Below are 22487 nucleotides of genomic sequence, written 5' to 3'. Positions count from 1 at the left end.
AAGAGGTGTCATGAACCAGGGCCAGGGCCAGAGTGCTCGGGACGGACGGAGCGAGAGCGTCGAGGAGCGTGCCGACCGGCAGTGGCAGGAGCTCATCCAAGAGATCCGGGTCGCGCAGACGGGCGTGCAGATCCTTTTCGGTTTTCTGCTGACCGTCGCCTTCACACCGCACTTCCAGGGGCTGCCCCAGGTCGACAAGGTGATCTACATCGTCACGGTGGTCCTCGGCGCACTGGCGACCGGGGCGCTGATCGGGCCCGTTTCCTTCCACCGCATCGTCTCGGGCCGCCGGCTCAAGCCCGAGGCGGTCGCGTGGGCATCGCGACTGACCTTCATCGGACTGCTCCTGCTGCTGGCCACCTGCACGTCCGCCCTCCTCCTCGTCCTGCGAGTGGCCACGCACAACGCGATCGTGCCGTACCTGGTCGCCGCGGTCCTGGCCTGGTACCTGCTGTGCTGGTACGTACTGCCGCTGTGGGCGCGCGTCCGCTACACCTCGGAGGAGGAGACGGCCTAGCCCGGCACGGCGGTGGTCAGCTCCGCGCAGCCCAGGACGACGCCGGCGAGATCGCCGCGCGTGCCCAGCAGGGCGCGTTGGGCGCGGGCGCCGTTGCCGCGGTCCAGGAGCACGGCGATCTCCGCACTCACCCGATCCCGGTCGCCGTGGTCGACGAGCGCCTCGCGGACGTGCTCGTAGAGGGCCAGTACGGCGTCGGCGGGGGCGGTCTCCCGCATCGTCCGCGGATGCAGCAGCGGTCCGTCCAGCCCCGAACGCCCGGCCCGCCAGGCCGCCAGGCGCAGCAGGCCGGTACCGATCCGGGCCGGCGGCTCCCCCGCCCGCCATGCCCTGGCGGCCGTTTCGACCAGGGCGCGTACGAGGGCGGCCACGAGCACCGTGGTCCCCGCCTCCAGGCACACGTCCGCGACGCGGATCTCCACCGTGGGGTAGGTGGCCGACAGCCGGGCGTCGAAGTAGATCATCCCTTCGTCGCGCAGCACACCGGAGTCCACCATCGCGCGGACATGCTCGTGGTAGCGGTCGGCGGAGCCGAAGACGCCCTCCGGTCCGGCCGAGGGCAGCCGGTCCCACACCCGGCTCCGGTAGCTCGCGTACCCGCTGTCCGCGCCCTGCCAGAAGGGGGAGTTCGCACTCATCGCGGTCAGCACGGGCAGCCAGGGCCGGATCCGGTCCAGGACCGCCACGCCCTCCTCGTCCGACTCGACCGCGACGTGGACGTGGCAGCCGCATGTGAGCTGTTCCTGCGCGGTCAGGCCGAACTGCTCGGCGATCCACCGGTACCGCTTCCCCGCACTCAGCGAGGGCCGTACGGGCAGGGGGGAGGTACCGAGGGCGGCGACGAGTGCTCCGGCGGACGCGGCGTGCCGGGACGCCTCCGAGCGCCACCGGACGATCTCCTGCCGGAGCTCGCCCATTTCCGTGACCGGCTTGGTGTTGAACTCCAGCTGCTCCCGCTGGAGCTCCTTCTCGAAGACGTGGTCCTGCTCCTCGCGGCCCTTGGAGCATTCTCCGGCGCAGCGGTCGGCCGCCGCCAGCACCGCACCGGACACGGCCAGCGGCTCGCCGGTGGAGGCGTCCACCAGCAGAAGCTCTTCTTCCACGCCCACACTTCGCATTACGCCGCCGCCCATCGCGCGCCGATGTGGAACCGCATCCGTCGTCACGGAAGATACGCCGTTCAAATGCCGAGGTCCCGCACCCACACGGGCACGGGACCTCGGCCGAAATCCGGGAGCGCGTCAGCGCTTGAAGACGTCCTTGACCTTTTCCTTGGCCTGCCGGGCGTCACCCTTGGCCTTTTCGGCGCGACCCTCGGCGGTCATGCTCTCGTTGCCCACAGCGCGGCCGACGGTCTCCTTGACCTTTCCCTTGGCCTGCTCGGCCTTGGCCTTGCTCTTTTGCTTGTCCGACACAGCTGATCACTCCCTGGGGGGCGAAATGGGAACTGGATACGCCGTCCCGGCGTAGGGCGAACCGCTACCAGTAGTGGCGTCGGCCGCCGACCGCATGTCCGACCGAGCCCAGGATCCACAGCACCGCGCCCACCACCAGCAGGATGATGCCGATGGTCCACAGGATGGAGATCCCGGTCAGAAATCCGACGAGCAGGAGAATAAGACCGACAAGAATCATGATGCCCTCGTTCCCACTTCGGAATTCGGCGGAACAGTTTGGATCCGCCATGGCGTCTCGAGTGGCGTGTACCCTCGAAAACCATATTTATCAGTACCACGCCCAGTGATTTTCGGCGGCGGGAAAGCCGCCGGTCCGTGTCACGCGCGGTGGCTGCCGGAGGGGCCTTCCCAGGGCAGCCCCCCGAGCCCGTAGTGCGTCCCGAGTTCCCCCCGGTAGCCGGGGTCCTCCAGGTGGATGTCCCGGTGGAACTCAGGGGCGTTCTTGATCTGGTCCTTCGTGATGTTCACGTGGACCTTCTCCTCCTCCAGGTCGATGCGGGCCACCGTGCTCGCCGGAAGGAGAACCTCCTTGCCGAAGATCCACACACCGATGTCGACCACCAGGTAGGCGTCACCGACCTCGTAGGAGTGCTTGTCGACCTTCCCGATGTGGCCGTCGCTCGCCTCGACCTTGAACCCGGTGAGGTCGGCCCAGGCCAAGGGCCCCGATGCCGACCGGTAACTCCACACATGCTCCGTCACGCGAAACAACTCCTCCGGCTGGGTGAACCCGGCGGGTCCTTCCGTATGTGTGGAGGCGAGTGCCCGCCCTGTCGCGGGCCAAACACCGCGCCGGGCCCCTCGAATCCAGCCACTCGCCGGGCACGGCCTCGCGGCCCGGCGCCGCCGCCCGGTCTACGGTGGAAGGGTCCCGTCCCCCGTGAACGGCAGATGAGGCTGGCAGCTGTGTCGACATCGAGCCACGAGATCTTCGGTGCCCCGTGCTGGGTCAGCCTGATGGCCCGGGACCTCGCATCCGCACAGCGGTTCTACGCAGGGGCACTCGGCTGGGAATTCCGCACCACCCACCTCGGGAGCGGAATCATGGTCGCCTTCCGCGACGGGGCCCCCGTCGCCGGCATCGGCTCGCTCGGCGGGACGAGCGGCGCACCCGTGGTGTGGACTCCGTACTTCGCCGTCGAGGACGCCGACGTCACCTCCGCCCGGATCATCGAACGCGGCGCCACCATGGCGGTCGGCCCCCTGGCGTTCGGCACCGGCCGCATCGCCCTGGCGGCCGACCCGGCCGGGGCCGTCTTCGGGTTCTGGCAGGGCGAGGTCGTCCCCGACTGGTCGGTCGGCCGCGGCAGCGCGCCGGCCTGGCTGGAACTGCGGACCCGGGACGCCTTCGCGGCCGCCATCTTCTACGGGGAGGTGCTCGACTGGGCCGGCGGGCGTCCCGGCTGCTGCGCGGTCTCGTACGAGCACGCCCATGTCGTCCTGCGCCACGGACGCGACACGGTGGCGCGCATCAGCGGCGGGGCGCTCGAAGCGGCACCGGACCCGGAAGTGCGTCCCCGGTGGCACGTCCACTTCCGGGTGCCCGACCTGGAAGCGGTGATCGAGGCCGCGATCCGGCTGGGCGGCAGGACCGCCTCGCCCGTCCAGACGTCCAGCGCGAGCCGGTGGGTCGTGCTCGCCGATCCCGACGGGGCGCTGTTCACCGTAGTGGCACCTCAGGACCGGCCGGGCCGAGCGCCCTGAGAATCGAACAATCGTTCCCGGCGATGGATTTCCGCGGCGCCGGAGTCCTATCGTGGGAGCGACATCTGGAGCGGCCATGCTCGTCACCTCTCCCCCGGCCGCCGTGAGATGACCGGGTCGGGCGGACCGGCCCGGCTGTCGCCCGTCGGACGGATACGCAGCGCGATACGCCGTACGCGGGCCGGACGCCGCTGGGGCCGGATCCGGGACGTGGACCTGTGGCAGCGCTCCCTCGGGTTCTCGGCGCTCGGGTTCCTGACGCTCGTACCCCTGCTGATCGTCGTGTCCGCGGCGAACACCGCCACCGGGGAGGGCTTCGCGCAGTGGCTGGGGGACGGGCTCGGTGTGTCTCCGGCCGCCCGGGTGGAGATCGACCGGCTGTTCGCCCTGCCCGGCCAGGCGTGGCGGACCACGACCGCATTCGGCCTCGCCGTACTGGCCGTCTTCGGCCTGTCCTTCGGAACCATGCTGCAGGGCGGCTACGAACGGATCTGGGACCTGCCCCCGGCCCGCTGGTGGGCCCGGTGGCGGCACGTGCTGTGGCTCGGCGCCCTGGTCGGTGTCCTGTACCTGTCGGCCATGGCACCGCTGTGGCGCCACTCGCCGGCCCGCGGGTTCGTGGCGGTGGCGATCGGCACGGTGTTCTTCTGGTGGTCGCAATGGCTGCTGCTCGGCGGCCGGATCACCTGGACCGCTCTGCTGCCCGGGGCGCTGGCCACCATGATCGCGCTGCTCGGACTGCGGGTCTTCTCCCGGCTCGTCTTCTCCCCGCTGATCGCCTCCAGCGCCGTCTCGTACGGCCCCTTCGGAACCGTTCTCGTCATCCAGACCTGGCTGGTCGGTGTCGGCGTCGTCGTCTTCGGCGGTGCGCTCGCCGGCCGGCTGATCCACGACGAACTGCCGCGCCGGACGCCACCGATGGACCCTGACGCGTGAGACGCGGCCGTTCCCCCGGATCCCTGATGCGGGGTCAGGGTCGGCCCAGGGCCCGGCCAGGGTGATCCCCGATGAACCGGGCGGGCCCGGGTGGACAGACTCACCTGGAATTGATCATCGCGCCCCCAGTGGAGTTTCCCCTATGCGCCGTTCCTCGGCCCTGTCACTGACCGCCGCCCTCGCCTTGGGCGTCATCGCCCCCGCGCAGGCCGCCACCGCCGCCACCGCCGCCACCGCTGCCTCCGCGCACGCCGACACGGGCACGGACCTCGACCGCGCCGCCCTGCGCAAGGCGATTTCCGTGCACCCGGACGCCGGTGTCGCCGGTGTCGTCGCCGAGGTGCACAAGAACGGCCAGAGGTGGCGCGGTACGTCCGGGGACATCATCACCGGCAAGCCCATCAGCCCCGATGCGCACTTCCGTATCGGCAGTATCAGCAAGCCGATGGAGGCGGTGATCCTCCTCCAACTGTCCGCCGAGGGCCGGGTGGACCTGGACCGGAGCGTCCAGCACTACCTGCCCGGGCTGCTGCCGGAAGCCCGGTTCACGGAGCCGATCAGCGTCCGGCAGCTGCTCAACCACACCAGCGGCCTGCCCCAGGACTTCGAGGGCTCGCCGGCCACCCCGGAGGACGAGGAGATCGAGCGCCGCTTCGAGTACCTCTCCTTCGACGAGGTCATCGAGCAGACGCTGCGCCCCGTGGGCAGGCCGGCGCCGGGTCCGCGCTTCGCCCCGGGTACCCGGCAGGAGTACAACTCCTTCGGCTACCGCGTCGCGGGCAAGCTCATCGAGGAGATCACCGGGCACCCGTACCGGTCCGAGGTGACCGCCCGCATCCTGAAGCCGCTGAAGATGCGGGAAACCAGGGCCGCCGCGCCCGGCCGCAGTACGCCCGTACCCGCGCCCTACCTGCCGGGCTACATGACCAGGAGCACCGGCGAGGCGGTCGATGTCAACGTGCAGGGCGGGCTGCCCGCCAGCATGACCTCGACCACGGGTGACCTGGACCGCTTCATCTCCGGCCTGTTCGACGGCCGGCTGCTGCAACCGGAGCAGGCCGCCGAGCTGTTCGCCCTGCCGAAGGGCTCCGACGGCAAGCCGCTGCCGTACGCCAACGGCTCCAACTGCAGCACCGGTCCCGCCAGGGGCACGGCCTGCTTCAGCGTCGGCCTGATGTCCCTGCCGCTGCCCGACGGCTCGGTCCTGTGGGGCAAGACGGGCTCCGATCCGGGATACCGCAGCGGCGTCTTCGCCTCCCCCGACCTCAACCGGCGCGGGGTGTACGCGATCGGCACGTCGTCGTCCTCCGGCCATGGCGCCGAGGCGATGGCCCAGCGCCTGGCCCTCGCCGCATTCGGCAACCAGGCACCGCCGACGGAGAGGTGACGATCCGCCGGCCCGGGCGATCTGTCGGAGCCGCGAGGCATCGATCTAGACTCCACGGTCAATGTTTCGCAAAGCCATGTACGGCGCGGAGGAGCCCCGTACACGACGATTGGGTAGCCAGTGCTTCTGAAAACGTTCGGCTGGTCGTTCGCGGTCACCGCGCTCGGCCTGATCGCGGCGGTGTTATACGGGGGGTGGGCAGGCTTCGGGATCGTGGCGATCCTGTCCATCCTCGAAATCTCGGTGTCCTTCGACAACGCCGTGGTCAACGCCGGAATCCTGAAGAAGATGAATGCCTTCTGGCAGAAGATCTTCCTCACCATCGGTGTCCTGATCGCGGTCTTCGGCATGCGCCTGGTCTTCCCCGTCGTGATCGTCGCCGTCAGCGCCGGGATCGGTCCGATCGAAGCGGTGCAGCTCGCGCTGGACGAAAGGGACACGTACCAGCAGCTGGTGACCGATGCCCACCCGTCGATCGCCGCTTTCGGGGGCATGTTCCTCCTGATGATCTTCCTTGACTTCATCTTCGAGGACCGCGACTTCAAGTGGCTCGGATGGCTGGAGCGCCCGCTCGCCAAGCTCGGCAAGATCGACATGCTCTCCGTCTGCATCGCGCTCATCGTGCTGCTCGTTTCCGCGACGACCTTCGCCACCCACGCCCACCAGTACGGCGGGGTCCACGCCGACAAGGCCGAGACCGTCCTGATCGCCGGCATCGCGGGCTTGATCACTTACCTGGTCGTCGGCGGACTCTCCGGTTACTTCGAGAACAAACTCGAGGAAGAGGAGGAGCGCGAGCACGAGGCCGAGGCAGCGGCCAGGAAGAGCGGCACGAAGGTCCCGGCGGTCGTGATGGCCGGCAAGGCCGCCTTCTTCCTGTTCCTCTACCTGGAGGTCCTCGACGCGTCCTTCTCCTTCGACGGCGTCATCGCCGCCTTCGCGATCACCAATGACATCGTCCTCATGTCGCTCGGCCTCGGCATCGGCGCGATGTACGTCCGTTCGCTCACGGTCTACCTGGTCCGCCAGGGCACCCTCGACGACTACGTCTACCTGGAGCACGGCGCGCACTACGCGATCGGCGCCCTCGCCGTGATCCTGCTCGTCACCATCCAGTACGAGATCCACGAGGTCATCACGGGCCTCGTCGGCGTCGTCCTGATCGGCTGGTCCTTCCTCTCCTCGGTCCGGCGCAACCGCAGGCTGGCGGCGGCCGGGGCGAAGGGCACGGGGTCCGACGAGAAGACCGAGGTCCCCTCCGGCGTCTGAGCAGGGGCACCGACACGGGCGGGCCACCGGCACGGACGGCCATCAACACAAGGGACGGTCTGTACGAATGCAACCGCTCTGCGGCGTCGCCTTCGCCGATCGGCGCCAAGGAGCTCATCGCCGGGGCGACTTCGGGACGGACATGCGACGTGCTCGGTGACGCACGGGCCAACGGCACCCCACACGCCCGCGTACGCGGGCGCGGACAGTGGATCAAGGCTGCCCCGACCCCTGATAAAGTGACATGAGCCCATCAAGTCGGGCTCTCGCACACTGCTATTCCAACGGGGTTCACGTGAAGCTTCGCCATGTCCGCGCGGTTGCCGTCTTTGGTATCGCAATCTTCGCACTCACCGGAGCCCGCGGCTCCCACGGCGCCAGCTGCGGTGGCAGCAGCCACAGTTCCGGCTCGGGCTCCAGCAGCTCCAGCGGCGGCAGCACCGGTGGCAGCCATGACAGCGACAGCACCGGCGGCAGCACCAGCAGCTCGGGTGGCACGTCCGTCACCGGCGGATCCAGCAGCAACAAGACCGAGCGAGACATCAAGATCGACACCTGCAAGCTGGACGACGCGGGCAAGAACCTGGTCGCCAGGATCACGGTCACGAACAGCGGCTCGCTGGACCAGACCTACAACATCACCATGAAGTTCCGCGGGGACGCCACCTCGGCCGCGGCCTCCGCCCAGGCCAAGGTCACCGCGCTCACCGTCAAGGCGGGTGCGTCCCGGCAGGCCGAGGCGACCACGCCGTACACCGGCAAGGGCGACGGCAGCGAGTACAAGGAGTGCGTCGTCGCCAGCGCGACGAAGAGCGCCCTCTGATCCGTCACCGATCCGGCGAAGCCCCCTCTTCTGCCCGGCAGGAGAGGGGGCTTCGCCGTACGCCGCCCCCGCCCCGGACCGGCGCGTTCACCGTCCGACCGCCGGAGCGGCTCACGGACCGACCCGGGCCCGGGCCCGCCCACGGGCCCGGTGGCCGCTGCCGGCCGGGCTCGCACCGCGGGCCGGGGCCGGAGCCGGGGCCGGGCCCGAGGCGGGGGCCACCCGCCGGGTCGCGCCGCGGCGCCGGTGGACCAGCGCGTCGAGGGACAGGGTCGGCGCCCCGGCCAGGATGAGGGGAGTCCAGGCCAGCAGGTAGATCAGGTCCGCGCCGAAGTAGTACGGGGTGGTCGACCAGCTCATGGTCAACCACAGGCTGAGGGAGATCAGCGCGCCGCCGAGTGCCGCGATCCGGGTCAGCAGACCGGCCAGGGCGCCCAGTCCGACGGCCAGTTCCCCGGCGGCTATCGCGATGCCGAAGGCGACCGGGTCGGTCATGGAGAGGTCGATCAGTCCCGGCACGCCCGCGGCGTCCCGGACCGCCTCCATCTGCTGCCCGATCGAGCCGTCTCCGGTGGCGGACAGGAATGCCGGATCGGTCAGCTTGTCCAGACCGGCGTAGACGAACGTGACGCCCAGGAAGAGGCGCAGCGGCAGGAGTGCGTGCTCGGAGGCTCTCGCGCGGAGGCCGGTGGAAGGCGTGTTCATGCCCATCACACGACGGCTGCCGCGATCCGGTTCGACGGCGGGAGCCGGATTTTTCGCGGCCCCGCAGATGCCGAATGAAATGGATGGTGCTAGCGTCATTAGCATCATGTTGCTCAGTCTGAACATCGCGGACAACCGCCCCCTGCACGAGCAGGTGGCCGGGGCCATTCGGCGGGCCATCGCCGAAGGGGAATGCGGGCCGGGTGACCGGCTGCCGCCGGCGCGGGAGTTGTCCCAGGCGCTGGGTGTCAACGCCAACACCGTGCTGCGGGGGCTGCGCGCGCTGCGCGACGAGGGGCTGTTGGAGTTCCGGCGCGGCCGCGGGGTCACCGTGGCAGGTGGGGCGGACGGTCGTTCGGCGCTGCTGGAACGGGTGCGCGAACTGGTGGCCGACGGAGCCCGCCTGGGGTACGGCAGGGCGGATCTCATAGAGATGATCAAGGAGGCACAGTGAAGGACCGTGGGGGCTTAACGGGGTGGGGGCGAGGGGCCGTATGGGGGACGGCATCCTGGGCGGCCGGGATCCTCGCGCTGCTCGTGGTACTGCCGCTGACGGCGCGCAGGGGGTTCGAGGATCGACTGGCGACGCACTGGAACGCCTTCGGGGACCCCGACGGCTCGCTTCCGCTCTGGGCGGTCGTACTGGTGCCGGTCGCGATCTGGATCGCACTCGTCGTCTCCGCGGTGTTCTGGCGGGCGTCGCGGCGGTGGCGCGGGGCCGTGCTGGTCTCGTGCGGGGTACTGCTCGCCGGGGAACAGGCTTCGATCGTGCGGGCGAACCTCTATCACGCGCAGTGGCGCGACGCGGACTCGGCGACCGTCGGAGCCGTCGCGACGGTCCTGGCGGCGGCCGCGGCCGCAGTGGTGGGCGTGCTGGCGAGCGGCCGGCCCGCCTCCCCCGCCGCACCGGGAGAGGGTTCTCGGATGGACATTCCCGCGGGTGAGCGCCGCGTGTGGCTCGCCCGCACCGAGAATCCTTGGCTGTACGCGCTCGCCGCCGTCGCCGGGGTCGTCGCGCTGGCCGCGCTGCTCGTCGGGCTCGGCGATCCGGCGAAGCCGATGTGGCTGCTGATCGCGCCGTTCACCTTCGTCTCGATGGCCGTACTGGCCTGTTCCTCGGTCCGCGTACGGGTCGCCGAGCGCGGTCTGGACGTGGCGTTCGGTCCCCTCGGATGGCCGGTACGGCACTGGGACGCGGCGGACATCGAGTGGGCGCGGGCCGAGCACCGCACCCCCACGCAGGTCGGGGGCTGGGGCTACCGGCTCAGTGGCCTCGGCACCACGGTGATGCTGCGGAGCGGCGAATGCCTGGTGATCCGGGCCGGGGGCAAGGACTTCGCGGTCAGCGTGGACGACGCCGAACGGGCCGCCGCCCTGCTCAACTCCCTGGCCGGCGCGCACACCGGCCGAGCCTGAGCCCGACCGGCCCTGAGCACGGCCGACCGGCGGCGGGTCGGACGGGGCCGGTGGGCCGGCCCCGTCCGCCCGGCCGCCCACGGCTCAGTGGAACAGCATCGACGCGTCCCCGGCCGGGGTGGTGACCGATCCCGGACACAGGAAGCTGCCCGAGGTCTTGGTGGCCGTGAAGGCCCGGTTGATGTACTTCAGGCTCGTCGCGTCGCGGTCCCACACGATGCTCGTCGCCTTGTAGCGACAGGAGATGAAGCTCATCCTGCCGGTGATGTCGATCAGGTCGGTCCGGGCCGTGCCCGCGGCGTCGTCGAAGGTGAAGGCGGGGTTGTTGTTCAGGGAGGCGACGATGCCGCCGCCGCAGGCCAGATTGCCGCCCGGGGTGTTGACGGTGGTGCGGTCGACCGTGAGGGCGTTCGGGGGAACGGCGCTCGTGCTCGCGTTGGTCCAGCTGCAGCTGCTGCCGGCGACCACCATCACGCCGTCGACCTTCTGGTCGACGGCCGAGGCGTCGGTTCCCTGCGCGAGGGCCGCGCCGGTGCCGGCGAAGGCCGCCGCGACGACCAGCGTCGCGATCCCGGCGAGACGTGCGATGCGGGTGGTGTGGGTAGTGCGCGTGGTGCGGGTGCTCTGGGCGATGTGCCTCATGGTTCGCTCCTCCATGCCACGTACTGGTGGGGGTGGGCGAGGCGCTGGGCCTCACAGAGTGTGCGGAGTGCGTGCCGGGAGAGTCCCACAGCGGTCTTGAAGTGTCAGGAGCATGTCAGTCTCGTACCGAGAATGGCTGGAAATACCGACCTCCACCGCGAATCGCAGCCTCAGCCGCGACTGCCGCCGGACGGCCTGGCCCTCCGGCGGGCGGGAGTGGCCCCGGGCGAAGGCCGCGGTGAAGGCGTCATCGCCCAGCGCCGCCCGGAGGCGGGCCGTCGCCCGGTCGACGTCGTACCGCTCCGACGGTGGCAGCGGGGTGCCCAGTGACTCCCGCAGGGCAGCCGCCGTACCGAGGAGCTCCGCCGCCGCGGAGCGGTCCCCCGGGGCGCCGGCCACGGATCCGGCGCCGCCAGTCCCTGGGCGGTCCGCACCGAAAGGAACACGCCATGACCGTCTCCCGCGAGATCCACCTCGTCTCCCGCCCCGTCGGCGCCCCGAAGCCGCAGGACTTCCGGCTCGTCACCACCGAGCTGCCGGAGCCCGGCGAGGGTCAGGTCCTGGTCCGCAACACCTGGATGTCCGTCGACCCGTACATGCGGGGCCGGATGGACGACGCCCCCTCCTACATCGCGCCGTTCGCCCTCGGCACGGCACTCGAAGGCAGCGCGGTGGGCGAGGTGGTCGCCTCGCGTGCCGCGGCCGTGCCGGTCGGTGCGACCGTGTCGCACTTCCTCGGCTGGCGGGAGTACGCGGTCCTGGAGGCCGGTGCGGCCACCGTCGTCGACACCTCGATCGCCTCGCGGGCGGACTACCTCGGCGCGCGCTGGGCACCACGGGCCTGACCGCGTACGCCGCGCTGACCCGGACCGCTCCGGTCAAGGAGGGTGACGTCGTGTTCGTCTCCGCCGCGGCCGGGGCGGTGGGCAGCGTCGCCGGCCGGCTGGCACGGCAGTTGGGCACCTCCCGGGTCATCGGCTCGGCCGGCGGCCCCCACAAGACGAAGAAGCTGCTGGACGTCTTCGGCTACGACGCGGCCATCGACCACCGCCGGGGCGACCTGCCCGGTCAGCTCGCGCAGGCGGCCCCCGAGGGCATCGACGTCTACCTCGACGCCGTCGGCGGCGACCACCTCCAGGCGGCCATCGGCGCCGTCCGCCCCGGCGGACGGATCGCCATGGTCGGTGCGATCAGCGGCTACAACTCCACGGATCCGGCGCCGGGTCCCGACAACCTCTTCCGGGCCGCGGCGCGCGAGGTGACCCTGCGGGGGATGCTGGTCTCCAGCCACTTCGACCTGTTCCCGGAGTGGATCGGCAGGGCGGCCGGCCTGCTGGCCGACGGGACGTTGCGTACGGAGGTGACCGTCGCCGACGGGATCGAGCACGCGGCGGACGCCTTCCTCGGGGTGCTGAGCGGCGCCAACACCGGCAAGATGCTGGTCCGGCTGGGCGCGCAGCGATGAGCGCCGCCGCCCCGCACGGGCGGGGCGGCGCTCGGGGCGGGGCGGCCCTCGGGGCGGTTCAGGGGCGGTGCGGGTCAGCCGGCGGAACCGGGCCCTGGATGCGCAGCAGCAGGAGGGCGATGTCGTCGGTGCGGGGTGCGTCGCGGTGGGCGTGCTCGATGAGTTCGTCCGCCAGATCGCCGAGCGGCTGGTCCTCGGGTGCGTCGCCGATATGGGCCGCGACCGCGCCGATGGCCTCCTCGATGTCCCGGCCGGGGGCCTCGACGAGCCCGTCGGTGTAGAGGGCGAGGAGCGCGCCGGGGGCGAGGGGGATCTCGACGGCCGCGTACGAGGCCTTGGGGACGATGCCCAGGAGGAGGCCGGACGGAAGGTTCAGCATCTCGGTCCTGCCCCCGGGGTGACGCAGCAGGGGTGGCGGGTGGCCGGCGGAGGCCAGCCGGGCGGTGTGGCCGGCCAGGTCGATGTGGACGTACAGGCAGCTGGTGAACAGGCCCGGTTCGAGGTCGGTCAGGAGCCGGTTGGTGCGGGCGAGGACCTCTTCGGGGGGAGCGCCGGCGCCCGCGTGGACGGCGGTGCGGACCTGGCCCATGAGGGCGGCGGCGTTCACGTTGTGGCCCTGGACGTCGCCGATGGCGGCCGCGACGGTGGTGTCGTCGATGCGGATGAGGTCGTAGAAGTCGCCGCCGACGTCGAGGCCGTGGGCGGCGGGCAGGTAGCGGGCGGCGACTTCGAGGCCGGGAACCGCGGGCAGGGTGTGCGGCAGGAGCCCGGTCTGCAGGCTGCGGGCGAGCTGGTGGGTGGCGTCGTAGAGGCGGGCGCGGTCCAGCGCCTGCGCGATCAGTCCGGCGATCGAGGTCAGGACGGCGCGTTCGCCGGGCGCGAAGGTGCGCGGATGCGTGTAGGCGAGAACGAGGCAGCCGATGGGACGGTTGGAGGCGATCAGGGGAAGGAACGCCCAGGCGGCCATGCCGTCCTCGATGGCCGCGTCCGGGTGGGCGGCCAGGAGCTCGTCGATCCCGCCGAAGAACAGCGGGGTGGCGGTGCGCAGGATGTGCGTACTGGCGGTGTCCGCCGACACGGGCGTGCCGTCGAGGTCCGCCATGTGCTGCGCGGAGTATCCGCGGTGGCCGACGACCCGTACCCGGCCGTCCTGCTCGGCCAGCAGGGCCATGGCGTGGGCTCCGAGCGAGGGGACGATCTGGTCGGCGGCCTTCTCCACGACGTCCTGGGCGTGGGCGGCCTCCGTGAGGGTCGCGGCCAGCAGCATGAGCGGGTAGAGCGCGGTGGCCCGGCTGGGCGCGGACGGGTCGGCGGACCCGGGAGGGGCCGGGGCCGGCGCGTCGGGCTGGTCACTGCCCGTGGTGATGCGGACACTGATTCCCGTGTTGTCCGGGTAGAGGTCGAAACGCACCTGCTGTCCGGTGGGGCGCGGCGTGGTGAAGCTCCGCGGCAGCCGGCTCATCGCGGCGGCCCGGTAGTGGTTCTCCACGGCGGGCGTGTCCATCCACGGCAGGGCCTCCCAGGGCAGGGCCCCGCGCAGGCTGGAGACGGGCGCGCCGAGCAGGTCGGCCGCCTCCTGGGTGATGAAGGTGATGGTGCCGTTCAGGTCGAGTGCGCAGTTGCCTCCGGGCAGGCGCCGGACGAAGGCCATGGCGGCCGCCGCCTCGGCCGGGCCCGGTGTGGGGGGCGGGAGCGGGCGCAGGATGACCGGACGCGACGCCGGGCGCAGCGGCCGGCCCTCGTCGGCGGCGCGCAGCAGGACGTGCGTGAGGTGGCCGCGGGCCGATTCCAGGGCCTTGCGCTCCCGCTCGTCGAGATCGGGCTCGTGCGAGCCCGGCCACAGCAGGAGCAGGCCCGCCCCCGTCGGCGGCAGCGGGGCTGCGGCGAGGGCGAAGTCGTACGGGAGGACGAGGCCCAGGCGCGGGTAGCGGCGGGCCGTGTCCTCCTGGCCGCCGAGCCAGACGAGGCGGCCGTCGCGGACCGCGTCGGCCACCGGGATCGGGTCGTCCAGGCCGACCCTGGACCAGGGTGCCGCGAACTCGCGGGACAGCCCGGAGGCCAGCGTCAGGTGCAGAACGCGCCGGGCGGGGTCGGGGGCGGGCAGGTAGAGCATGCCGATGGACGCTCCCGCGTCGGCGCAGGCCGCGACCAGTGCCTCGCTCAGCGCACGCCGGTCGGCCCTCTCGTCGCGCCCCGGAACGTTTCGCACATGACCATGTTCCCCCCATATCCACCGTCCCGTCCGCACCCGCCCGTCCCGGCGAGCCCGCACCGGGCCCGTGCTGGGCCCCCGGGGGGCCGCACGAGCCCGCTCCGGGCCTCAGGGCCCGGCCGGGGGCCCGAGCTCGGGGTGGGCCTGGAGCAGCCGCGGCGGCGCCGCCTGGAGCCAGGAGTCGACGACGATGGCACGGAGCTCGTCGACGTCGTCGAGGGCGGCGAGGCGCGCCCGCACCCAGGCGAAGGAGGCCTCGTGGTCCGCGACCCAGAACTTCCCGGGTTCGGCGCGGACCAGTTCGTCGCGCTCCTCCTTGGGGCAGCGGACGGCCAACGAGGTCTCGTCGTCGGGCAGGGTCAGGAACATCTTCCCGGCGACCCGGAAGGTGGGCATGGCCCAGGCTTCCTTCTCGGTCGTCTCCGGGAGGGCGAGGGCGATTTCACGGGCTTCGTCGGACGTGCACACCCCCTGACCGTACGACAGGCCACTGACAGCGGACCTGATCCACAGGAAGCGGCCCGACGGCGGACGCCCGGGCCGCTCGGGCGTAGGCTTCGATCGGCACGCACACGGCAGGGGCGGAGTACATGACGGCGAAGACAGCACCGCGGTGGGACTCGACCCTCGATTCGGTCGTGGTGTACGCGCAGGGCGCGCTCTGCCGCCGGCTGGTCCGGGGCAGCGTGCCGCCGGACGGGCGGGTGCGCGTGACGGGACTGCCCCGTTCACTGGATCCGGCCTCGCTGCGGGCCGCTGTCCTCGGCGTCTCCGCAGTGCGCGTCACCGAAGCACGGGTGGAGGTCGAGGCCGAGCCGCTCGGCGCCGACGCACCCGACGCGTTGCGGCGCGAGGTCGAGCGGCTGCGGGACGCCCACGCGGCGGCCCAGGGCCGCCGGAACCGGCAGTTGGGCCTGATCGAGGAGATCCGGGCCCTGCACCCGGTGCCTCCGGTCCCCGATCCCGAGGCCCCGCACCGCCGCACCGCGGTCGACGCATGGCTGGAGCTCGCCGACTTCGTCGACGGGCGCCTGACGGACCTGCACGAACGTCTCGCCGAGGCGGAGGAGGAGCTGCGCCGCGTCGAGCACGAACTCTCCATCGCCACGGACCGGCTGTCCCGGGCGTCCACCGACGCACCGTCGGCGCATGTGGAGACCACGGTCTCCGCCCTGCTGACCCTCGACGTCACCGCGGTCGCGGAGGGCGACGAGGACGGCGGCGGGGAGGTCGAACTGGAGCTGGAGTACGGGGTACCGGGCGCCGTCTGGGTGCCGGCCTACCGGCTCACGCACCGTCAGGGGGACGGCTCCGGCCGCCTGGTGCTGCGGGCCTCGGTCGCCCAGCGCACCGGCGAGGACTGGACCGGCGTGCGCATCGCGCTGGCCACCGCCGACCTGCGGCGCCGCACCGACCTGCCCAGGCTCCGGTCGGTCCGCATCGGGCGCCGTCAGCCCGCCCCGGCGCCGTCGGGCTGGCGCGAGCCGCCCGCGGGTCTGGCCGACCTGTTCACCGGGTACGAGGCGGCCGGCCCCCGCCGCCCCGCCCCGACCGCCGTACCCGCCGCGGTCAGGGCCGGCTTCGCGTCCGGTCCCGTCCCGCCTCCGCCGCCTCCGCCCGCACCGGCTGCCGCGCCGGCCCCGCAGAGCTACGCCGCTCCCCCGGCGCCCGGTGCCGCGTACGGCGCCTCCTCGGAGACCTTCGGGGGCGCCCTGCCCGACTACGCGCAGCCGGCCCCGCCGCAGGCGCAGCCGGCACCCGCACGTCCGGCCGCGAACCGGTCGCGCTCCGGCGCCATGCCCTTCGCCGGGGCACCGGCTCCCGCCGTCCCGCAGGCACCCGGCCGGGCCGCACCCCCGGCCCCCGCGGCGCCGGAACCGGCGCCCGGGCCGCCGCAGCCCAGCGGCGCCGAGCTCGACTACGCCGCCCTGGTCCTGTGCGGCCCCGGCGAGCCGGGCGGTCGCCGCGGCCGGCTGTTCCCCGACTCCTCCTTCGACCCGGTGGCGGCCGAACACCGCCGCCGCGCCGAGGCCGTGGGCAGGCTGCCGCTGCCCGGGCACGCCGTGCGGCCCCGCGAGTCGGCGGGCTCCTTCGACCACCGGTTCGACGCCGCCGCTCGCGCCGACATCCCCTCGGACGGCACCTGGCACACCGTCACGGTCGGCGAGATCCCGGTCGGTCTGCGCACCGAGTACGTCTGCGCGCCGTCCGTGGAGCAGACCGTGTACGCGACGCTGGTGCTCTCCAACGCCACCGACCAGGCGCTGCTGGCCGGCCCGGTGGAGGTCACCGTCGACGACGAGTTCCTGCTGACCGCCGCCCTGCCGACGCTCGCCCCCGGCGGGGTGCGCCGGGTGGGCCTGGGGCCCGCCGAGGGCATCCGGGTCACCCGCCGGACGAACCTGCGCGAGTCCACCGCGGGCCTGCGCAACAACACCACCGTGCTCGACCACCAGGTCCACGTGGAGCTGGCCAACCGGCTCGCCGGGCCCGTCACCGTCGAGGTCCGCGAGCGGGTGCCCGTCACGTCCGAACCGGACGTCCGCGTCGAGGAACGCGCCACCTGGACCACGCCCGAGCCCGGCGCGGGGCCGGAGCACCACGCCCCGGGCACCCGCATCTGGCGGGTGGAGCTGCCCGCGGGCGGGCAGGTCGCCCTCGACGGCGGCTACGAGATCCGCATCCCGGCCGGCAAGGCCCTGGTCGGCGGCAACCGCAGGAGCTGACACCCATCATGACCACGGCCCCGAAGCCGATCGCCCTTCCCGTCACCGCCGTCACCTGCCTGGAGGACCGCGCCCACATCGAGCGCAGCGTCGTACTGGACCTGGCGGCCGGGGTCCAGCGGCTGCGGCTCGGTCCGGTCAGCGCGCTGGCCGTCGACCGCACCCTGCACGCCGAGCTGACCGCCGACGGCCCCGCCACCGTGCTCGACGTGCGCATCGTGCGCACCTGGCAGCCGCGCGGACCGCTGCCGTCCGCCGAGGACGACTCCGTGCTGGGGCTGCGCGTGCACGACCTCGAAGAGGAGCAGCGCGTGCTGGGGCGCCGGCGCGAGCGTCTGCACGCCCGCCTCGACGTGCTGGGCCGGCTGGCGGCCGATCTGCTGCGGGAGATCGGCGAGGGCTCCGGCCGCGGGGAGAGCGACCGGGCGCGCTGGACCCGCGAGATGGACCGGGTGGACGGCGAACGCGATGCGCACGGCGAGCAACTGCGCACCGTGGACACCCGGTTGGCCGCCCTTGCGGTCGAACTCGGAGAGACCCGGCGGGCCGTGGACCTGGCCGAGACGGAGCCCGCCGAGCTGGTCGGCCATGTGGAGCTGACCGTGGAAGCGGCGGCAGCCGGCCCGGCCCGGCTGCGGCTGAGCCATCTCGTCCCGTGCGCGCTGTGGCGCCCCGCCTACCGGGCCGTGCTCGACGGGGACTCCCTGACGCTGGAGACCGACGCAATGGTCTGGCAGCGCACCGGTGAGGACTGGTCCGACGTACGGCTGACGCTGTCGACGGCCCGGTCGGCGCTGGCCACCGAGCCGCCGCGGCTGGGCGAGGACCGTCTCACGCTGGCCGACCGCACGGCGGCGGAGCGGCGTGCGGTCGATGTCGAGCTGCGCGAGGAGGAGATCGGGGACCTCGGTCCGGCGGCTTCGGTCCTGGGACTGCCCGGGGTGGACGACGGCGGGGAGGCCCGGGTGCTGCACTCCCCCGTGCCGGTGTCCGTACGCGGGGACGGCCGCGCCCACCGGGTGCCGCTGTCCGCCTTCAGCACGGCCGCGGCGAGCGAGTACGCCTGCTCACCCGAGCTGTCGCCGCTGGTCACCCGGGTGGTGTCCTTCGACAACCGGTCCGGTCACGCACTGCTCGCCGGGCCGGTGGACCTGGTCCGCGGCAGCGGGTTCGGCGGCCGCGGGACGCTGGAGTTCGCCGCTCCGGGCGCGCCGGTCGAGCTGGCCTTCGGCAGCTGCGACGATCACCGGGTGGTCCGGCAGACCGAGGAGTCCCGGGACTCGGCCGGATTCACCCAGCGGACGGTGGTCACCCGCACGGTGCGGCTGCACCTGTCGCGCTTCTCCGCCCCCGGGGACGACGGCGAACGGGTGGTCGTCCTCCGGGAGCGGATCCCGGTCTCGGAGGTCTCGGCGGTGGAGGTGCGCCTGCGCAAGGAGGCCTGCTCGCCGGCGCCGGACGGGGTCGATGCCGAAGGCATCGTGCGCTGGGACGTCGCCCTCGCGCCGGGCGGCCGCCGGACGGTGACCCTGGTCTACGAAATGTCGGCGAGCGCCAAGGTCACCGGTCTGTGAGCGGGTCGGTGCCCGCGGCCACCGACCACCGGGAGGGCGTCCCGAGCACCTGCTGCGGGCGGACTACGACGGCGTACTGAACCCCGACCGGTTCTTCTTCCGGGTCTGACCCCAGACGCCGGCTCAGCGCGTGACGATGCGGTGGACCTCGGCCTCGAAGAGCAGGGCCGGGTCCAGGCCCATGCCGGTGAAGTGGCCCGCCAGTTCCAGGGACAGCACGCCGTGCAGGCGGCTCCAGAAGGTCAGGGCCAGGCGCAGCGCCGACGGCGGGGCGTCGGGGTGGCTCGCGGCCCACTCCCGGTGGTCCGCCAGGTGGTCGTCGAAGGGGTCCGGCTCCGTGCCCGGGGTCGGGATCGGGCCCGGGGCCGCGGGCGGTACGGCGGCGGCGCAGGCCTCCAGCAGGACGGCCATCAGCTCCTGGGAGATCGCGGTGATGTCCTGCGGGGCGTGGTACCCGGGGACCGGAGTGCCGTAGATGAGGAAGTAGCGGTGCGGGTCCTCCAGGGCCCAGCGCCGCAGCACCCGGGCCAGCTCGGGCAACCCGGCCCGGCCCGCCCCCTCACCCGGTCCCCCGGCGGCGATGAAGGCGTCGGCGAGGCTGCGGTAGGCGTCGCGGATGAGCTCGGTGATCAGCTCGTCGCGATTGGCGAAGTACCGGTACAGGGCCGGTCCGCTCATGCCCATCTGTTTGGCGATCGCGTTGAGTGACAGCGCGGAGGCGCCGGAGCCGGCGATCTGCTGCCAGGCCTTTTCCTTGACCTCCTCCCGCACCTGCTGCCGGTACCGCTCACGGGGGGTCTTCGTCGTACCGGTCATGCCCGCCACCTCTCGCCGCTCCACAGCTGGAGTTAGAACCTATCACCATCGGCACACTCTCTTGACATCTTCGAGTTATCCATTCACTTTAGTTACAGCTTCTAACGAACACGAGAGATGCAAACCATCCATCTGGAGGTCATGATGACGAACACCGTCGAGCGGGTCGAGATCGTTCTGCCGGGCAAGGTCGAGCCGGAAGGCCTCCAGCTCCACCGCGGTCCGGTCCCGGCGCCGGCCGCCGGCCAGGTGGTCGTCGCCATGGAGGCGACCGGCGTCTCCTTCGCCGAGCAGCAGATGCGGCGCGGCCGGTACTACGACCAGCCGCCGTTCCCCTTCGTCCCCGGATACGACCTCGTCGGCACGGTGCTGGCCGTGGGCCCGGGAGTGAATTCGGCCCTCCTCGGCAAGCGGGTGGCCGCCCTGACGAAGACGGGCGGCTGGGCGAGCCACATCGCCCTCGCCGCCGCCGACGTGGTCGACGTACCCGAGGGCGTCAGCGCGGTGGACGCGGAGACCGCGGTCGTCAACGGCATCACCGCCTGGCAGATGCTCCACCGCAAGGCCCGGGTGCGCGCCGGCCAGACCGTACTGGTGCACGGCGCCAACGGCGGGGTCGGATCGATCCTGGTCCAGCTGGCACTGGCCGCGGGCGCCCGCGTGATCGGCACCGCCTCCACCCGCCACCACGACGCGCTGCGCGCCCTCGGCGTGACCCCCATCGACTACCGGTCCGGCAACGTCGCCGCCCGGGTCCGCGCCCTCGCGCCCGGCGGGGTCGACGCGGTCTTCGACCACGTCGGCGGCGACGGCATCGCCGACTCCTGGCGGCTGCTGGCGCCCGGCGGCACGCTCGTCTCCTACGGCAGCGCCGCCACCCGCGACGACGAGGGCTCCGGCTCCTGGCCGGTACTCAGGCTGCTCGGGCGGGTGTGGGTGTGGAACGCGCTGCCCAACGGCCGCCGCGCGTACTTCTTCAACGTGTGGGCCGGACGCGCCTACGCGAAGGACCGCTTCCGGGCGCGTCTGCGCTCCGACCTCTCCCAGGTGTTCTCGGCCCTGCAGCGCGGTGAGATCACCGCCAAGGTCGCGGCCGAGATCCCGCTGGCCCGCGCCGCCGAGGCGATGCGCCTGGCCGAGTCCGGCACGGTCGCCGGCAAGGTCGTCCTCGTCCCGTGACCCGGCCGTCGGACCGGTCAGGAGAAGGGGAGCCGGTCGGGTTGGCAGGTCGTGCCGGGCGGCGGGAGTGTGCCGTCGATGAGGTAGCGGCTCTCGTAGGTGTTGATGCAGGTGCTGGAGTTGTTGAAGAGTGCGGTGTGGCCGTACCCGTTGTTCGTGAGCAGGCGGGCGTCCGCCAGTTCCCCGGCCATGGCCTGGGCGTCCGAGTAGGGCGTCGAGGGGTCGTACGTGGTGCCGATCACCAGGACGGGGTGCGGCGTGGGCTTGTCCCAGGGGCCGTCGTACCGGTTGGCGGCCCGGGCCGGCCAGGTGGCGCACGGCTCGCCGGACCAGGTCCAGTACCGTCCGGCGTCGCCCGCACGCTTGGCGCTGTCCTCTTCGAGGCCGGGGTAGACGCCGGGGTCGCGCGGGTTGGGGCTGTCGGCGCACCACACGGCCGCCGCCTGCTCCTCCCCCAGGTACGGACCGGGCTGCTTGACCGGGGGCGGGGGCGGGTACTGGGGCGGCTTCGGGGTGCGGCCCTGCCACAGGTCCTGGAGCCTGGCGGCGAGATCGGTCCAGCCCGGCCGGACGATGTACAGACTGCTGACCGTGTCCGCGACGGTGGCGGCGTACGTCCACGGGCCCACAGGGTGCTCCCGCAGGCGCTGCATCAGCTGGTCGTACTTGGCGCGGGTGGCCTGCGGGCTGCCGGCCGAGAAGGCGCAGCGGGCGGTGGTGGCGGATCCGCAGAGGTCCAGGAACTTGTCGAGGGTCGCCGCCGCGGTGCGGTCCGAGCCCATGCGCAGGAGGGTCGTGGTCCGCGGTTCGCTCGGTGAGGCGTTGTTCGTCCATGCCAGCGGGTCGATGTTGCTGTCCAGGACCATGGCCCGGACCTTGTCGGGGAACAGGTTGGCGTAGGTGGCGCCGAGGATGGTCCCGTAGGACACACCGAGGTAGTTGAGCTGTGGTTCCCCCACCGCCCGGCGGAGCAGCTCCAGGTCCTGTGCGGTGTCGGCGGTCGAGACGTGGCGCAGGAGGTCCGGGTCGCGCTTCTCGCAGCGGCGGCCCAGCTCCTCGTACGCGTCGATCCAGGTCGCGCGCTCCTTTTCACCCACCGGGAAGCCGATCGGTTTGCCCGCGGCCCAGGTCTTCGCCTCCTCGGGGCTGTCGAAGCAGTTCACCGCCGTGCTGTTGCCGATCCCCCGCGGGTCCCAGCTCACGATGTCGAAGCGTTCGCGCAGCTCCTTGGGGAACGAGTCGTAGTTCTGCGGGACCTGCACCGTTCCGGGGCCGCCGGGGCCACCCGGATTGACGAAGAGGGTGCCCACGCGCCGTGCCGGGTCGCCCGCCGTGCGCCGGACCACCGCGAGATCGATGGTGCGGCCCGCCGGATCGGCGTGGTCGAGCGGCACGCGGGCGGTGGCGCAGTCGTACGGGCTGCCGGGTTTGCAAGGGCTCCAGTCGAGCGCGGGGACGGTCGCCGAGGGTGACGGCTCCGCGTGGGCGGCGCCGAGCAGCGGCGCGGTGAGCACCGACGAGCAGATCGCTCCCGCGACGAGGACCGCCGCGCAGCGGCCGCGGCGGGACAACGGGCCGGGTCCGGGCATCTTGCGCCCTCCTCCGCCTCAACTGCACGCACCCCTACCTCCACCAAACCGCGTTGCGGCGGCGCGCGCG

At 72.6% G+C, this 22487-nt stretch carries 20 protein-coding genes and 2 pseudogenes; 12 read left to right on the top strand and 10 right to left on the bottom strand.

Features of this window, described 5'->3' with window-relative positions:
* The first annotated feature begins 10 nt into the window (after positions 1–10).
* The gene (locus tag B6R96_RS34975) at positions 11–517 is read left to right on the top strand and encodes a DUF6328 family protein (protein WP_030386721.1); all 507 of its coding nucleotides are present in this window, start codon (positions 11–13) and stop codon (positions 515–517) included.
* Here B6R96_RS34975 and B6R96_RS34970 read toward each other — a convergent pair.
* The 4 genes from B6R96_RS34970 to B6R96_RS34960 form a co-directional block, all read right to left on the bottom strand.
* Entirely contained in the window at positions 514–1635 is a 1122-nt protein-coding gene (locus B6R96_RS34970) for a glutamate--cysteine ligase 2 (RefSeq protein WP_053702867.1), read from the bottom strand. The genes B6R96_RS34975 and B6R96_RS34970 overlap by 4 nt on opposite strands.
* A 123-nt stretch (positions 1636–1758) precedes the next feature.
* Positions 1759–1932, bottom strand: a complete 174-nt coding sequence (locus B6R96_RS34965; RefSeq protein WP_078626355.1) for a CsbD family protein — start codon at positions 1930–1932, stop codon at positions 1759–1761.
* A 64-nt stretch (positions 1933–1996) separates the two neighbouring features.
* On the bottom strand, positions 1997–2152 hold the full coding sequence (locus B6R96_RS37795) for a DUF6131 family protein (protein WP_184792125.1): 156 nt from the start codon (positions 2150–2152) through the stop codon (positions 1997–1999).
* A 140-nt stretch (positions 2153–2292) separates the two neighbouring features.
* On the bottom strand, positions 2293–2676 hold the full coding sequence (locus tag B6R96_RS34960) for a PRC-barrel domain-containing protein (protein ID WP_081524771.1): 384 nt from the start codon (positions 2674–2676) through the stop codon (positions 2293–2295).
* A gap of 255 nt (positions 2677–2931) precedes the next feature.
* On the opposite strand from B6R96_RS34960, the gene B6R96_RS34955 reads away from it, so the two are divergent.
* From B6R96_RS34955 to B6R96_RS34935, 5 genes are all read left to right on the top strand, one after another.
* Positions 2932–3678, top strand: coding sequence for a VOC family protein (locus tag B6R96_RS34955; protein ID WP_081525408.1), 747 nt, complete (start codon positions 2932–2934; stop codon positions 3676–3678).
* A gap of 108 nt (positions 3679–3786) precedes the next feature.
* Complete coding sequence (locus B6R96_RS34950; protein WP_107475645.1) at positions 3787–4614, top strand: YihY/virulence factor BrkB family protein; 828 nt, start codon at positions 3787–3789, stop codon at positions 4612–4614.
* Between the two features lie 142 nt (positions 4615–4756).
* Positions 4757–6001 (top strand): serine hydrolase domain-containing protein, encoded by a 1245-nt coding sequence (locus tag B6R96_RS34945; RefSeq protein WP_081524770.1) that lies wholly within the window; start codon positions 4757–4759, stop codon positions 5999–6001.
* Between the two features lie 120 nt (positions 6002–6121).
* Positions 6122–7270 carry a DUF475 domain-containing protein gene (locus B6R96_RS34940; RefSeq protein WP_081524769.1) on the top strand — a complete coding sequence of 383 codons (1149 nt, stop codon included), beginning with the start codon at positions 6122–6124 and terminating at the stop codon, positions 7268–7270.
* Positions 7271–7565: 295 nt separating this feature from the next.
* Complete coding sequence (locus B6R96_RS34935; protein ID WP_053175576.1) at positions 7566–8093, top strand: hypothetical protein; 528 nt, start codon at positions 7566–7568, stop codon at positions 8091–8093.
* Between the two features lie 228 nt (positions 8094–8321).
* On the opposite strand, the pseudogene B6R96_RS34930 reads toward B6R96_RS34935, so the two are convergent.
* A pseudogene (locus B6R96_RS34930) lies at positions 8322–8804 on the bottom strand (DoxX family protein); the annotation flags it as partial.
* 100 nt (positions 8805–8904) lie between these two features.
* Here B6R96_RS34930 and B6R96_RS34925 point away from each other — a divergent pair.
* Together B6R96_RS34925 and B6R96_RS34920 are read left to right on the top strand one after the other, a co-directional pair.
* Positions 8905–9252: a GntR family transcriptional regulator gene (locus tag B6R96_RS34925; RefSeq protein WP_030386712.1), complete on the top strand. Its 348-nt coding sequence runs from the start codon at positions 8905–8907 to the stop codon at positions 9250–9252.
* Between the two features lie 83 nt (positions 9253–9335).
* Entirely contained in the window at positions 9336–10214 is an 879-nt protein-coding gene (locus B6R96_RS34920; RefSeq protein WP_237291609.1) for a DUF1648 domain-containing protein, read from the top strand.
* An 84-nt stretch (positions 10215–10298) separates the two neighbouring features.
* Here the strand turns inward: B6R96_RS34920 and B6R96_RS34915 are convergent, their stop codons facing one another.
* The gene (locus B6R96_RS34915; protein ID WP_081524767.1) at positions 10299–10856 is read right to left on the bottom strand and encodes a hypothetical protein; all 558 of its coding nucleotides are present in this window, start codon (positions 10854–10856) and stop codon (positions 10299–10301) included.
* A gap of 449 nt (positions 10857–11305) precedes the next feature.
* Between B6R96_RS34915 and B6R96_RS34905 the strand changes: the two are divergent.
* Positions 11306–12321: pseudogene (locus B6R96_RS34905) on the top strand (NADP-dependent oxidoreductase).
* Between the two features lie 58 nt (positions 12322–12379).
* On the opposite strand, the gene B6R96_RS34900 reads toward B6R96_RS34905, so the two are convergent.
* The gene (locus B6R96_RS34900; RefSeq protein ID WP_237291608.1) at positions 12380–14530 is read right to left on the bottom strand and encodes a SpoIIE family protein phosphatase; all 2151 of its coding nucleotides are present in this window, start codon (positions 14528–14530) and stop codon (positions 12380–12382) included.
* A gap of 111 nt (positions 14531–14641) precedes the next feature.
* Positions 14642–15001 (bottom strand): MmcQ/YjbR family DNA-binding protein, encoded by a 360-nt coding sequence (locus tag B6R96_RS34895; protein WP_030386706.1) that lies wholly within the window; start codon positions 14999–15001, stop codon positions 14642–14644.
* A gap of 122 nt (positions 15002–15123) precedes the next feature.
* Between B6R96_RS34895 and B6R96_RS34890 the strand changes: the two genes are divergently transcribed.
* Entirely contained in the window at positions 15124–17259 is a 2136-nt protein-coding gene (locus tag B6R96_RS34890; RefSeq protein ID WP_081524765.1) for a DUF4139 domain-containing protein, read from the top strand.
* An 8-nt stretch (positions 17260–17267) separates the two neighbouring features.
* Positions 17268–18833, top strand: coding sequence for a mucoidy inhibitor MuiA family protein (locus B6R96_RS34885; protein ID WP_081524764.1), 1566 nt, complete (start codon positions 17268–17270; stop codon positions 18831–18833).
* A gap of 123 nt (positions 18834–18956) precedes the next feature.
* On the opposite strand, the gene B6R96_RS34880 is transcribed toward B6R96_RS34885, so the two are convergent.
* A complete protein-coding gene (locus B6R96_RS34880; RefSeq protein ID WP_081525405.1) occupies positions 18957–19649 on the bottom strand; it encodes a TetR/AcrR family transcriptional regulator in 693 nt (230 codons plus the stop codon).
* Positions 19650–19766: 117 nt separating this feature from the next.
* Between B6R96_RS34880 and B6R96_RS34875 the strand changes: the two genes are divergently transcribed.
* Positions 19767–20828, top strand: coding sequence for a medium chain dehydrogenase/reductase family protein (locus B6R96_RS34875; RefSeq protein WP_203351698.1), 1062 nt, complete (start codon positions 19767–19769; stop codon positions 20826–20828).
* A gap of 17 nt (positions 20829–20845) precedes the next feature.
* Here the strand turns inward: B6R96_RS34875 and B6R96_RS34870 are convergent, their stop codons facing one another.
* A complete protein-coding gene (locus B6R96_RS34870; RefSeq protein WP_081524763.1) occupies positions 20846–22417 on the bottom strand; it encodes an alpha/beta hydrolase in 1572 nt (523 codons plus the stop codon).
* Positions 22418–22487 lie beyond the last annotated feature (70 nt).

Source organism: Streptomyces sp. Sge12 (assembly GCF_002080455.1).
GTDB lineage: Bacteria > Actinomycetota > Actinomycetes > Streptomycetales > Streptomycetaceae > Streptomyces.
The sequence above is the reverse complement of the archived record's forward strand: the minus strand, read 5'-3'. Positions and strand labels throughout refer to the sequence as shown.

What these genes read in the sequence shown, in the direction of transcription:
- B6R96_RS34950 (WP_107475645.1), top strand. Translation starts at nt 3,787, where the DNA reads ATGACCGGGTCGGGCGGACCGGCCCGGCTGTCGCCCGTCGGACGGATA.
- B6R96_RS34925 (WP_030386712.1), top strand. Translation starts at nt 8,905, where the DNA reads ATGTTGCTCAGTCTGAACATCGCGGACAACCGCCCCCTGCACGAGCAG.
- B6R96_RS34890 (WP_081524765.1), top strand. Translation starts at nt 15,124, where the DNA reads ATGACGGCGAAGACAGCACCGCGGTGGGACTCGACCCTCGATTCGGTC.
- B6R96_RS34975 (WP_030386721.1), top strand. Translation starts at nt 11, where the DNA reads ATGAACCAGGGCCAGGGCCAGAGTGCTCGGGACGGACGGAGCGAGAGC.
- B6R96_RS37795 (WP_184792125.1), bottom strand. Translation starts at nt 2,152, where the DNA reads ATGATTCTTGTCGGTCTTATTCTCCTGCTCGTCGGATTTCTGACCGGG.
- B6R96_RS34875 (WP_203351698.1), top strand. Translation starts at nt 19,767, where the DNA reads ATGCAAACCATCCATCTGGAGGTCATGATGACGAACACCGTCGAGCGG.
- B6R96_RS34885 (WP_081524764.1), top strand. Translation starts at nt 17,268, where the DNA reads ATGACCACGGCCCCGAAGCCGATCGCCCTTCCCGTCACCGCCGTCACC.
- B6R96_RS34945 (WP_081524770.1), top strand. Translation starts at nt 4,757, where the DNA reads ATGCGCCGTTCCTCGGCCCTGTCACTGACCGCCGCCCTCGCCTTGGGC.
- B6R96_RS34955 (WP_081525408.1), top strand. Translation starts at nt 2,932, where the DNA reads ATGGCCCGGGACCTCGCATCCGCACAGCGGTTCTACGCAGGGGCACTC.
- B6R96_RS34970 (WP_053702867.1), bottom strand. Translation starts at nt 1,635, where the DNA reads ATGCGAAGTGTGGGCGTGGAAGAAGAGCTTCTGCTGGTGGACGCCTCC.
- B6R96_RS34915 (WP_081524767.1), bottom strand. Translation starts at nt 10,856, where the DNA reads ATGAGGCACATCGCCCAGAGCACCCGCACCACGCGCACTACCCACACC.
- B6R96_RS34870 (WP_081524763.1), bottom strand. Translation starts at nt 22,417, where the DNA reads ATGCCCGGACCCGGCCCGTTGTCCCGCCGCGGCCGCTGCGCGGCGGTC.
- B6R96_RS34880 (WP_081525405.1), bottom strand. Translation starts at nt 19,649, where the DNA reads ATGACCGGTACGACGAAGACCCCCCGTGAGCGGTACCGGCAGCAGGTG.